General features: G+C 56.1%; 12 protein-coding genes. 9 read left to right on the forward strand and 3 right to left on the reverse strand.

The genetic code is table 11. The annotated features are described in order from the left end of the window. The first annotated feature begins 305 nt into the window (after nucleotides 1-305). Nucleotides 306-1559, forward strand: coding sequence for a valine--pyruvate transaminase (avtA, locus tag IMQ56_RS04510; RefSeq protein ID WP_045907581.1), 1254 nt, complete (start codon nucleotides 306-308; stop codon nucleotides 1557-1559). Nucleotides 1560-1566: 7 nt separating this feature from the next. Here the strand turns inward: avtA and IMQ56_RS04515 are convergent, their stop codons facing one another. Together IMQ56_RS04515 and yiaJ are read right to left on the reverse strand one after the other, a co-directional pair. Further along, on the reverse strand, nucleotides 1567-2022 hold the full coding sequence (locus IMQ56_RS04515) for a 4Fe-4S dicluster domain-containing protein (RefSeq protein ID WP_023295598.1): 456 nt from the start codon (nucleotides 2020-2022) through the stop codon (nucleotides 1567-1569). Nucleotides 2023-2025: 3 nt separating this feature from the next. Next, the gene (gene yiaJ / locus IMQ56_RS04520; RefSeq protein ID WP_015572751.1) at nucleotides 2026-2844 is read right to left on the reverse strand and encodes an IclR family transcriptional regulator YiaJ; all 819 of its coding nucleotides are present in this window, start codon (nucleotides 2842-2844) and stop codon (nucleotides 2026-2028) included. Between the two features lie 224 nt (nucleotides 2845-3068). Here yiaJ and yiaK point away from each other — a divergent pair, with 224 nt between their 5' ends. The 8 genes from yiaK (at nucleotide 3069) to araD (ending at nucleotide 10647) form a co-directional block, all read left to right on the forward strand. Further along, entirely contained in the window at nucleotides 3069-4067 is a 999-nt protein-coding gene (gene yiaK / locus IMQ56_RS04525; protein ID WP_196063925.1) for a 3-dehydro-L-gulonate 2-dehydrogenase, read from the forward strand. 10 nt (nucleotides 4068-4077) lie between these two features. Then, entirely contained in the window at nucleotides 4078-4545 is a 468-nt protein-coding gene (locus IMQ56_RS04530; RefSeq protein ID WP_023304610.1) for a YhcH/YjgK/YiaL family protein, read from the forward strand. A gap of 26 nt (nucleotides 4546-4571) precedes the next feature. Beyond that, on the forward strand, nucleotides 4572-5498 hold the full coding sequence (locus tag IMQ56_RS04535; protein ID WP_015572754.1) for a DUF4862 family protein: 927 nt from the start codon (nucleotides 4572-4574) through the stop codon (nucleotides 5496-5498). A gap of 45 nt (nucleotides 5499-5543) precedes the next feature. After that, complete coding sequence (locus IMQ56_RS04540) at nucleotides 5544-6863, forward strand: MFS transporter (protein WP_017693796.1); 1320 nt, start codon at nucleotides 5544-5546, stop codon at nucleotides 6861-6863. Between the two features lie 76 nt (nucleotides 6864-6939). Then, on the forward strand, nucleotides 6940-8445 hold the full coding sequence (locus tag IMQ56_RS04545; protein WP_015572756.1) for an FGGY-family carbohydrate kinase: 1506 nt from the start codon (nucleotides 6940-6942) through the stop codon (nucleotides 8443-8445). Further along, on the forward strand, nucleotides 8442-9095 hold the full coding sequence (gene ulaD, locus IMQ56_RS04550; protein WP_017693795.1) for a 3-keto-L-gulonate-6-phosphate decarboxylase UlaD: 654 nt from the start codon (nucleotides 8442-8444) through the stop codon (nucleotides 9093-9095). The genes IMQ56_RS04545 and ulaD overlap by 4 nt, the downstream gene beginning before the upstream one ends. 2 nt (nucleotides 9096-9097) lie before the next feature. After that, complete coding sequence (locus tag IMQ56_RS04555) at nucleotides 9098-9958, forward strand: L-ribulose-5-phosphate 3-epimerase (RefSeq protein WP_017693794.1); 861 nt, start codon at nucleotides 9098-9100, stop codon at nucleotides 9956-9958. Next, nucleotides 9952-10647, forward strand: coding sequence for an L-ribulose-5-phosphate 4-epimerase (araD, locus tag IMQ56_RS04560; RefSeq protein ID WP_023304611.1), 696 nt, complete (start codon nucleotides 9952-9954; stop codon nucleotides 10645-10647). Before IMQ56_RS04555 ends, araD begins: the two co-directional genes overlap by 7 nt. Here araD and IMQ56_RS04565 read toward each other — a convergent pair whose 3' ends face one another. Further along, complete coding sequence (locus tag IMQ56_RS04565) at nucleotides 10648-11466, reverse strand: helix-turn-helix domain-containing protein (protein WP_045616099.1); 819 nt, start codon at nucleotides 11464-11466, stop codon at nucleotides 10648-10650. Between the last annotated feature and the right edge of the window lie 187 nt (nucleotides 11467-11653).

An 11653-nucleotide genomic window follows, 5' to 3' on the forward strand; every position in this document is an offset into this window, starting at 1 on the left:
ATGTCGTGACAGAGTAGCAAGGAGCATAACGTGAACGGAATGACCACCAGAGCCGTATGTTCCCCCTCACCCCAGCCCTCTCCCTCAAGGGAGAGGGGGCCGTCTGTGCAGGCATTATTTTGTGGGGAACTCTCAGCCTCAGGGGGAGAGGGCCGGGGTGAGGGGCATTCACCAGAACAATTCACCACACAAATACAAACCCGCCACATAAAACAACAAATCCGACCACATCCGCCGATTTGCACCAACACGGTGCTGGCGTTATGGTTACTGCCTTTCATATTAAGCCCGACAGATCACCTGCTATGACGTTTTCACTATTCGGCGACAAATTTACCCGCCATTCAGGCATTACCCGCCTGATGGAGGACCTCAACGACGGGCTGCGCACCCCAGGCGCTATCATGCTTGGCGGCGGAAACCCGGCTCAAATTCCGGAGATGAACACCTACTTCCAGACGCTGCTGGCAGAGATGCTGGAAAACGGTAAAGCAACCGATGCGCTATGTAATTACGACGGCCCTCAGGGTAAAACAGAACTACTGACGCTTCTGGCGGCAATGCTGCGGGAAGCGCTGGGTTGGGATATCGAACCACAGAATATTGCACTGACAAACGGCAGTCAGAGCGCGTTTTTCTACTTATTCAATCTGTTCGCCGGACGCCGCGCCGACGGCACCACGAAAAAAGTGCTGTTCCCGCTGGCACCGGAGTATATCGGCTATGCCGATGCCGGCCTCGAAGAAGACCTGTTTGTTTCCGCACGTCCGAATATCGAGTTGCTGCCAGAGGGCCAGTTCAAATATCACGTCGATTTTGAACATCTGCATATCGGTGAAGAGACGGGCATGATCTGCGTATCACGTCCCACCAACCCGACGGGCAACGTGATCACCGACGACGAGCTGATGAAGCTGGATGCGCTGGCGAATCAGTACGGCATCCCGCTGGTGATCGATAACGCCTATGGCGTACCGTTCCCGGGGATCATCTTCAGCGAAGCGCGTCCGCTATGGAACCCGAATATCATCCTCTGCATGAGCCTCTCCAAGCTGGGCCTGCCGGGCAGTCGCTGCGGCATTATCATTGCTAACGAGAAAATCATCACCGCCATTACCAACATGAACGGCATTATTAGCCTTTCTCCTGGCGGCATCGGCCCGGCGATGATGTGCGAGATGATCAGGCGTAACGACCTGCTGCGCCTGTCGAATGAGGTGATTAAGCCGTTTTACTCTCAGCGCGTTCAGGAAACTATTGCCATCCTTCGCCGCTACTTACCGGAAGAACGCTGCCTGATCCATAAACCGGAAGGGGCAATTTTCCTGTGGCTGTGGTTTAAGGATCTGCCCATTACGACAGAGCTGCTTTATCAGCGTCTGAAAAAACGTGGCGTACTGATGGTGCCAGGGGATTACTTCTTCCCGGGGCTGGATAAGCCGTGGCCGCACACGCACCAGTGCATGCGCATGAACTACGTCCCGGACCCGGAAAAAATCGAAGCGGGTGTGAAAATTCTCGCCGAAGAGATTGAGAACGCCTGGCGCGAGGCCGGTTAATAAAACCTCAGGCCAGATTACGCAGCCGTTCCGCGCGTAATCTGGCGGGGTCTATGCAGCGCAGCGCGTGGGTGGGACAGGCTTCGACGCAGGCGGGACCGCCCTCGCGATGCGCGCACAAATCACATTTCAGCGCCTGAACGCGATCTTCCACGACCCGAACCTGCATTGCCCCGAACGGGCACGCCACCATACAGCTTTTGCAGCCGATACAGCGAGCCTGCTCAACGAGCCAGGCTCCCGCAGCACGGTGAATGGCCCCCGTCGGGCAGACATTCGCGCAGGGCGCATCTTCACACTGGTGGCAGCCCACGGCCGTGGTGAAGGTACCCCCCTTAACCACGCGGATCCGTGACGTAAGCGCTTCTGGCGTGGCGCTGCTTTGATGCGACATCATGCACGCCACCTCACAGGTGCGGCACCCGATACATTTTTCTGGATCCGTCAGAATAAATCGGTTCATCAGTTACGCCTCGCGCACGTTAAACCCCAGTTCTTTCGAGATAGCTTCCGCCGTGTCACGCAGCGGTTTTAGCAAGTTTTTCTCACCCACCTGCTTCATGCGCGACGTCGACAGCGAAATGGAGATGGCATAGGGCACGCGCCCGTGAATATCAAAGACCGGCACGGCGATACATGACACCCCCAGCTCGTTCTCTTCTTTATCCATCGCCATACTGTGATCGCGAATTTCCGCCAGCTCATCATACATCGCGCTCAGTTCGGTGATGGTGTTGCGGGTCAAAGGTTGGATCTGTTCCTGGTGGCTTTCCCAGTAGCTCGCCACGTAATCCTGATGACCAAACGCCATATAGATTTTGCCCATCGCAGAACAATAGAGCGGCATATGCTGGCCGATATATGCGCGCGTGCGCAGCATACCGGTTGTCGGCTCAAGCTTATAAATCAGGATCGCGTGATCATCTTCACGGCTGGAGAAGTTGACCGTTTCGCCGGTGGCAATGTTCAGCGCCTCGAGGTGCGGCGCCGCCACGTGAATAATATTGAGCGATGAAAGCGCCTTTTGCCCGACGGCGATAAATTTAGTGGTCAGACGATAGCTCCCTGCCGCCGGTGCCGGCGTCACGTACCCGCACGACTGCAACCCCTGCAATAACCGGTGCACGGTGCTTTTATTCAGCCCCGCCAGTTCTGATAAATGCGCAAGCGGACACCCGTTCGGATAGTTACTGAGGATTTCAATCAGCATCAGGCCGCGAAACAAGCTCTGGCTACCTGCTGGCCTCTCTTTTTCTTGCGTCATTTCGCTCTCTTTTATGCTCATCAAATGGCTCCTGTTTATCGCGCCCTGATGGTAGCGCAAAGTGTGGTTTAGTTCACGATCTCAACAGAAAAAACACAACCATTTGATTTTAATCGATTTTGAAAAACGTGAATGTCGTTGATCTGACAAAATTTGATCGCTATATTTGAAATCAGATTTCGTATAGTGAAATTTAGCGATAAAAAAGCACTCGCACTTGCCCCTAAAAAAACAGGAGAACAGGGATGAAAGTGACCTTCGAAGAGTTGAAAGCGGCGTTCAATCGGGTTCTGCTCGATCGCGGTGTAAAAGCGGATACCGCAGACGCCTGCGCCGAGATGTTCGCCCGCACCACGGAGTCCGGCGTTTATTCACACGGCGTCAACCGCTTCCCGCGATTTATTCAGCAGCTTGACGCAGGCGACATCATCCCTGACGCCCAGCCGAAACGCGTAACGACATTAGGCGCCATCGAACAGTGGGATGCCCAGCGTTCCATCGGCAACCTGACGGCGAAGAAGATGATGGACCGTGCTACCGAGCTGGCGTCCGATCACGGGATCGGCCTGGTGGCGCTGCGTAACGCTAACCACTGGATGCGCGGCGGCAGCTACGGCTGGCAGGCGGCGGAGAAAGGCTATATCGGCATCTGCTGGACCAACTCTATTGCCGTGATGCCCGCGTGGGGATCAAAAGAATGCTGCATCGGCACAAACCCGCTGATCGTCGCTATCCCGTCGAATCCAATCACCATGGTCGATATGTCGATGTCGATGTTCTCCTACGGCATGCTGGAGGTGAATCGCCTGGCCGGACGCGAATTACCGGTCGACGGCGGCTTTGACGATGAAGGCAATCTGACCAGAGAGCCGGGCGTGATTGAGAATAACCGTCGCATTCTGCCCATGGGCTACTGGAAAGGTTCCGGCTTGTCGATTGTGCTCGACATGATCGCCACCCTGCTCTCTGACGGCGCGTCCGTCGCGGAAGTGACCCAGGACAACAGCGACGAATACGGCGTATCGCAGATCTTTATCGCCATCGAAGTGGATCGCCTGATCGACGGTCCAACCCGCGATGCCAAACTACAGCGCATCATGGACTTCATCACCACCGCAGAACGCGCTGATGAAAATGTCGCCGTCCGTCTGCCAGGCCATGAGTTCACACGCCTGCTGGAGGAGAATCGCCGCAACGGCATCACGGTTGACGACAGCGTGTGGGCGAAAATCCAGTCTCTGTAAGGAGTGGGTCATGATATTCGGACATATTGCACAGCCAAATCCATGTCGCCTGCCGCTGGCGATAGAAAAGGCGCTTAATTTTCTGCGTACCACGGATTTCACCACCCTGGCGCCGGGCGTGATCGAAATTGAAGGCCGCAACATTTTTGCCCAGGTTCTCGACCTCACCACAAGGGAACAACACGAGAACCGCCCTGAAGTCCATCGCCGCTATCTGGATATCCAGTTTCTGGCCTGGGGCGAAGAAAAAATCGGTATTGCTATTGATACCGGGAATAACAAAATCAGCGAATCATTGCTGGAGCAACGGGATATTATTTTTTATCACGACAGCGAACATGAGTCATTTATCGAAATGATACCTGGCAGTTACGCCATATTTTTCCCGCAGGATGTTCACCGTCCTGCCTGTATTAAAAACAAGGGATCCGCAATTCGTAAAATTGTGGTGAAAGTGGCCATCAGCGAATTAGATTAATTTTCTGATAAATACAGGAATGCGAAATGACCAACACCGGTTTTATTATTGGTGCGTACCCCTGTGCACCCTCATTTCACCAGAAAGGGGAGCAGGAAGAATACGCCTTCTGGCGGGAACTTTCCGACACGCCAAATATTCGCGGGCTGGAACAACCTTGCCTTGAAAATCTCCATCCGTTTGGTGATGAATGGCTGTTTCGTCATACGCCGGGCGACTGGCAGATCGTTGTCACAGCCGTTATGGAAACCATGCGCCGCCGCGGCAGCAACGGCGCGTTTGGCCTGGCGTCCGCGGACGAAGAACAGCGTAAAGCGTGCATTGAATATTACCGCCATCTGCATCAAAAGATTGATGCCGTTAACACCCGCTTTCCCGGGAAAGTGATCGCTCTGGAAATGCAGGCCGCACCGCAGGCGGGTAATGATTCTGTCGAGCAAGCGACAGAAGCATTCTCCCGCTCGGTACGGGAAATCGCGAGCTGGGACTGGGGCTGCGATCTGGTGCTGGAACACTGTGATGCGATGAATGGCCCGGCGCCGCGTAAAGGGTTCTTGCCCTTAGAGCAGGTGCTGGAGGTAGTGAAAGAGACCGATATCAGCGTCTGTATCAACTGGGCACGTTCGGCCATCGAAGGTCGCAACACCGCCCTTCCGCTGGAACATGTTCAGGCGGCACTCGCTGCCGGGAAGCTGGGGGCGCTGATGTTTTCGGGCACGACCCCTCACGGTGAGTATGGAGAATGGCAGGATCTGCACGCGCCGTTTTCTTCGTTCTGCGCCGACAGTCTCATGTCCACTGAACATGTAAAAACGCTGTTTACTGCGGCGAGCGCCGCAACATTGAAATTCTCCGGTATTAAATTACTGGAAATAAATGCTAATGCTGACGTCAGCCATCGCATCGCTATTTTGCGCGACGGCATTAGCGCTATGAATAAAGCGTCACAATAAAAATAAAGAATACATTTTCCGGTTACCTTCAATGAGATATTAACTATGAATATTTCTTCTAATGCTCTACACGCGGACATTCCGCGCCAGCGCTGGCTAAGGATCATTCCCCCTATTCTTATCGCCTGCATTATTTCCTATATGGACCGCGTAAATATAGCTTTTGCGATGCCCGGCGGTATGGATGAAGAGCTGGGCATTTCCGCCACGATGGCGGGCCTGGCGGGGGGGATCTTTTTTATCGGCTATTTGTTCCTGCAAGTTCCCGGCGGCAAAATTGCCGTGCACGGCAGCGGTAAGAAGTTTATCGGCTGGTCGCTGGTTGCCTGGGCGGTGATCTCGGTTCTGACCGGGCTTGTGACCAACCAGTATCAGCTGCTGGTACTGCGCTTCTTACTCGGCGTGGCGGAAGGTGGGATGCTGCCCGTTGTGCTCACGATGATCAGTAACTGGTTCCCGGATGCCGAGCGCGGCCGCGCCAACGCGATTGTGATCATGTTCGTGCCCATCGCCGGGATCATCACCGCCCCGCTGTCGGGCTGGATTATTACCGCTCTCGACTGGCGCTGGCTGTTCATTATTGAAGGTCTGATGTCCGTTGTTGTGCTGGTGCTGTGGGCGTTCACCGTCTACGACCGACCGCAGGAAGCACGCTGGATCTCTGAGGCCGAGAAAAACTACCTGGTACAAACGCTGGCGGCAGAGCAGCAGGCCATTGCGGGTAAAGAGGTGAAAAACGCCTCGCTCAGCGCGGTGCTGTCTGACAAAACCATGTGGCAGCTGATCGCCCTCAACTTCTTCTACCAGACCGGCATTTACGGTTACACCCTCTGGCTGCCCACCATTCTGAAGGAGCTGACACACACCAGCATCGGCCAGGTGGGAATGCTCGCCATTCTGCCTTACATCGGCGCCATTGCTGGCATGTTCCTGTTCTCTACGCTCTCTGACCGCACCGGCAAGCGCAAGCTGTTTGTCTCCCTGCCATTGATTGGCTTTGCGCTCTGCATGTTCCTCTCCGTGGCGCTGAAAGAGCACACCTGGCTGGCCTATGCCGCACTGGTGGGCTGTGGCTTCTTCCTGCAATCCGCAGCGGGCGTGTTCTGGACCATCCCGGCGCGTCTGTTCAGCGCTGAGATGGCGGGTGGCGCTCGCGGCGTGATCAATGCCCTGGGCAACCTCGGCGGGTTCTGCGGTCCTTATGCGGTAGGCGTACTGATCACCCTGTACAGCAAAGACGCAGGCGTTTACTGCCTGGCAGTTTCGCTGGCGCTGGCATCGCTGCTGGCCCTGCTGTTACCGGCGAAATGCGATGCCGGAGCAGAGCCCAACCCCACGGTGACTCCACATAAACGTGCGGCCTGAGGCCCTCACCTGACCCACTAAACCAAACCGTAGGCCGGGTAAGCGAAGCGCCACCCGGCAATTAAGCGAGAAGAAGATGAGTGAAAAAGAGCCCTTCTGGCTGGGTATCGATTGTGGCGGTACTTATCTGAAAGCCGGTTTATACAACAGCCAGGGCAAAGAAGTCTGTATTGAACGCCGCTCAGTGGCCACGCTCAGCCCACGCGCCGGCTACGCCGAGCGGGATATGCACCAGCTCTGGCAGCACTGCCACAAAACCGTCGCCCTGCTGCTCAAAAATTCAGGCGCTGACGGCGGTCAGATCAAAGGCGTTGGCATTTCAGCCCAGGGCAAGGGGCTGTTTCTGCTCGATAAACAGGATCGCCCCCTGGGTAACGCCATACTCTCCTCCGATCGCCGTGCGCTGGAGATCGTACAACGCTGGCAGCAGGACGGTATACCCGAAAAGCTCTATCCGCATACTCGCCAGACGCTGTGGACGGGGCATCCGGCCTCACTCCTGCGCTGGGTTAAAGAGAACGAGCCTCAGCGGTATCAGCAAATTGGCAGCGTGATGATGGCGCACGATTACCTGCGCTGGTGTCTGACCGGGGTCAAAGGCTGCGAAGAGAGCAACATCTCGGAATCCAATCTCTACAACATGAATACCGGGCAGTACGATCCGCAGCTCACGCGCTGGCTCGGCATCAGCGACATTGACGGTGCCCTGCCGCCTATTATCGGTTCAGCAGAAATTTGCGGGGAAATCACCGCTCAGGCAGCCGCACTGACCGGTCTCACGGCGGGTACTCCCGTCGTTGGTGGACTGTTTGATGTGGTTTCCACCGCGATCTGCGCCGGGCTGCATGACGAACATACGCTGAATGCCGTAATGGGGACCTGGGCCGTAACCAGTGGGATTGCCCACGGCATCCGCGACAACGAGCCTTTCCCCTACGTCTATGGCCGCTACGTCCATCCGCAGCAGTTCATCGTTCATGAAGCCAGCCCCACGTCGTCCGGCAACCTGGAATGGCTGACGGCCCAATGGGGCGATATGTCATTCGATGAGATTAACCACGCCGTGGCCAGCCTGCCAAAAGCTGAAAGCGATGTGTTCTTCCTGCCTTTCCTCTACGGCAGCAACGCCGGGCTGGAGATGACCAGCGGCTTCTATGGCTTGCAGGCGCTGCATACCCGCGCGCACCTCCTCCAGGCGGTTTATGAAGGGGTGGTATTCAGCCACATGACCCACCTCAACCGTATGCTCGAACGCTTTCCCCACGTGCAGGCCTTGCGTGTGACGGGCGGCCCAACCCATTCGGACGTGTGGATGCAGATGCTCGCAGACGTCAGCGGCCTGGCGATTGAACTCCCGCAGGTGGAAGAGACCGGCTGTTCCGGTGCGGCGCTGGCCGCGCTCGTCGGTACAGGCCTTTATCCCGATTTTTACGCCGCTCAGCGCGCCCTCAGGCATGACATCCGGATGATTGAACCTGACATGCGTGCCCATGCCGCCTACCAGCGCAAATATCACCGTTACCAGCTACTGATTTCAGCATTACAGGGCTATCACGCCCGTGTTAAGGAGTACGACCTATGAGCCGACCATTATTGCAGCTGGCGCTCGACCACACCTCGCTTCAGGCCGCGCAGCGCGATGTCGCGACGCTTTCCGATCACGTCGACATCGTCGAAGCCGGCACCATTCTATGCCTGACCGAAGGGCTAAACGCCGTTCGCGCCCTGCGTGCGCAGTGTCCGGATAAAATTATCGTGGCGGACTGGAAAGTCGCCGATGCCGGAGAAACGCTGGCTGAGCAGGCGTTTGGCGCAGGCGCAAACTGGATGACCATCATCTGTGCCGCCCCGCTGGCCACCGTTGAACGTGGCCACGAGGTCGCACTGCGCGGCGGCGGCGAGATCCAGATGGAGCTGTTTGGCAACTGGACGCTGGACGACGCACGCGCGTGGCATCGCATCGGGGTGAAGCAGGCGATTTACCACCGCGGGCGCGACGCACAGGCCAGCGGCCAGCAGTGGGGTGAGGCGGATCTCAGCAAAATGAAGGCGCTGTCCGATATCGGTTTGCAGCTTTCTATAACTGGCGGTATCACCCCCGCTGACCTGTCGCTGTTTAAGCAGATCAACGTCAAAGCCTTCATTGCCGGGCGCGCGCTGGCAGGCGCCGATAATCCGCCGCAGGTGGCACAGGCATTCCATTCGCAAATCCGCGACATCTGGGGAGAGTAACCATGCGTCAGCATCCGTTAGGCATTTACGAAAAAGCGCTGCCAAAAGATCTCTCCTGGCCGGAGCGCCTGGTTCTGGCAAAAAGCTGCGGCTTCGATTTTGTGGAGATGTCGGTGGATGAGACCGACGAGCGTTTATCGCGCCTTGAATGGAGTACCACGCAGCGCGCCTCTCTTGTGGAAGCGATGCTGGAGACCGGCGTGGCCATCCCGTCGATGTGCTTGTCTGCCCATCGTCGCTTCCCGTTTGGCAGCCGCGATGAAATCGTGCGCGAACGCGCCCGCGAGATCATGACCAAAGCCATCCGGCTGGCCCGTGATTTGGGTATTCGCACCATCCAGCTTGCGGGTTATGACGTGTACTACGAGGAACACGATGAGGGCACGCAACAGCGCTTTGCCGAAGGGCTGGCGTGGGCCGTAGAGCAGGCTGCCGCCGCGCAGGTAATGCTGGCGGTAGAGATCATGGACACTGCGTTTATGAACTCCATCAGCAAGTGGAAAAAGTGGGACGACATGCTCGCCTCGCCGTGGTTCAGCGTTTACCCGGACGTCGGCAACCTGAGCGCGTGGGGCAACGACGTCACCGCCGAGCTGACGCTGGGCATTGACCGCATCGCCGCTATCCACCTGAAAGATACCCGGCCCGTTACCGAGCAAAGCCCCGGACAGTTCCGCGATGTGCCGTTTGGCGAGGGCTGCGTCGATTTCGTTGGCGTGTTTAACACGCTGAATCAACTTAATTATCGCGGCGCATTTCTGATTGAAATGTGGACCGAGAAAGCCAAAGAGCCGGTGCTGGAGATCATCCAGGCGCGCCGCTGGATTGAAGCCCGAATGCAGGAAGGAGGCATGACATGTTAGAACAACTCAAAGCCGAGGTGCTGGCGGCAAATCTCGCCCTGCCCGCCCACCAGCTGGTGACGTTCACCTGGGGCAACGTCAGCGCGGTTGACCGTGCCAGCGGCATGATGGTGATCAAACCATCCGGCGTGGAGTACGACGTGATGACCGCAGAAGATATGGTGGTGGTAAATATCGCCACGGGTAAAGTGGTCGAGGGGAGTAAAAAGCCCTCCTCCGACACCCCGACCCATCTCGCGCTGTATCGTCGTTACCCGGAAATTGGCGGCATTGTGCATACCCATTCCCGCCACGCCACCATCTGGTCGCAGGCGGGGCAGGATTTACCCGCGTGGGGCACGACGCACGCGGACTATTTCTACGGTGCGATCCCCTGCACGCGGCTGATGACCCCGGCTGAAATCGCGGGTGAATATGAATACCAGACGGGGGAAGTCATTATCAAAACCTTCGAGGAGCGCGACATAAGCCCGATGCAGGTCCCGGCGGTGCTGGTTCATTCTCACGGCCCGTTTGCCTGGGGCAAAGACGCTGCCGATGCGGTACACAATGCCGTGGTGCTGGAAGAGTGCGCCTATATGGGGCTTTTCTCGCGCCAGCTTGCACCTCAGCTTCCGGTTATGCAGCAGGAATTGCTGGATAAGCATTACCTGCGCAAGCATGGCGCAAATGCCTATTACGGCCAGTGATCATCCGGAATTAATATGCTCTTTACAGTACCGCCGTTTCCAGACGGCGGGCGTTAACCCGGTATGTTTGGAGAATATTTGCCGGAAATAACCCACGTCATTAAAACCGCACCGGGCGGCCACTTCAGTTAATGAGGCCGCATCGTTCAGCAGCAGTTTTTCAGCGGCCCTGACGCGCTGGCGGTGAATTGCCTCCGTCAGGGTTAAATGAAACGTCCGACGAAATACCCGCCCCAGGTAATCTGCGTTGCAGTGCAGTTCTTTTGCCAGCTGCGAAGTGGACAGGGGCAAATGAAAGTGCGTGCGGATAAGCTGCTTGGCCTTCCACGCCATTGCTGCGCCCGCATCATCCGCTTTATCTTCATATCCCGGCGAGAGCGATATCTGCTGCAAAATTAACAGCAAAATTATCTCCAGCGCCTGGCTACGCTGTAATTTTTCCTGCTCGCTTAAAAACTGACGGAATAACGCAATAACATATTGCGGATCCCGCACGCTACAGTGTTGCTCAATCGACAGCGGCGTCGCGCCTGGCAACGCAGGCAAGCGTTCATCCACCTCAAAATGCAGCCAGTAAAATTTGAGATCGCCCGGAAAATCTTCCACGCCGACATGCCGTCGCTTCGGCCAAAGTAATAAACTCTCGCCAGCGTTTACCTCAAACAGCGTATTTTCCTCCTGGATCGTTAATGTCCCTTTTTCGACAAAAATTATCTCCCACGAAGATAATTTTCGTGCGGGATGACGGCCCACGCCCCGGGAGATAAATAACCCGCCATTTTGAACCCTGATCGGAAGTGCTATGGATAATTCAAGCATGGATATTCATTTTTCCGCTTTTATGGTGGCTGATATTGTCTTTATCCCTTGATTATTAATAAATATCAGCAGAACGGCTCGATCAAACTCACAGTTTTACCATCAGGTCGGAATCGTCACCTTTTTATACTTTTCCCTTCCCTTGTTGGTCTGCCCGTTGAATGCAGAATAAATGGGGTACCTTGCA

It is taken from the genome of Enterobacter sp. Res13-Sevr-PEC09-46 (assembly GCF_015672585.1).
GTDB lineage: Bacteria > Pseudomonadota > Gammaproteobacteria > Enterobacterales > Enterobacteriaceae > Enterobacter > Enterobacter hormaechei_C.

Coding starts and splice junctions, on each gene's coding strand:
- avtA (WP_045907581.1), top strand. CDS start 306: ATGACGTTTTCACTATTCGGCGACAAATTTACCCGCCATTCAGGCATT.
- IMQ56_RS04515 (WP_023295598.1), bottom strand. CDS start 2,022: ATGAACCGATTTATTCTGACGGATCCAGAAAAATGTATCGGGTGCCGC.
- yiaJ (WP_015572751.1), bottom strand. CDS start 2,844: ATGAGCATAAAAGAGAGCGAAATGACGCAAGAAAAAGAGAGGCCAGCA.
- yiaK (WP_196063925.1), top strand. CDS start 3,069: ATGAAAGTGACCTTCGAAGAGTTGAAAGCGGCGTTCAATCGGGTTCTG.
- IMQ56_RS04530 (WP_023304610.1), top strand. CDS start 4,078: ATGATATTCGGACATATTGCACAGCCAAATCCATGTCGCCTGCCGCTG.
- IMQ56_RS04535 (WP_015572754.1), top strand. CDS start 4,572: ATGACCAACACCGGTTTTATTATTGGTGCGTACCCCTGTGCACCCTCA.
- IMQ56_RS04540 (WP_017693796.1), top strand. CDS start 5,544: ATGAATATTTCTTCTAATGCTCTACACGCGGACATTCCGCGCCAGCGC.
- IMQ56_RS04545 (WP_015572756.1), top strand. CDS start 6,940: ATGAGTGAAAAAGAGCCCTTCTGGCTGGGTATCGATTGTGGCGGTACT.
- ulaD (WP_017693795.1), top strand. CDS start 8,442: ATGAGCCGACCATTATTGCAGCTGGCGCTCGACCACACCTCGCTTCAG.
- IMQ56_RS04555 (WP_017693794.1), top strand. CDS start 9,098: ATGCGTCAGCATCCGTTAGGCATTTACGAAAAAGCGCTGCCAAAAGAT.
- araD (WP_023304611.1), top strand. CDS start 9,952: ATGTTAGAACAACTCAAAGCCGAGGTGCTGGCGGCAAATCTCGCCCTG.
- IMQ56_RS04565 (WP_045616099.1), bottom strand. CDS start 11,466: ATGCTTGAATTATCCATAGCACTTCCGATCAGGGTTCAAAATGGCGGG.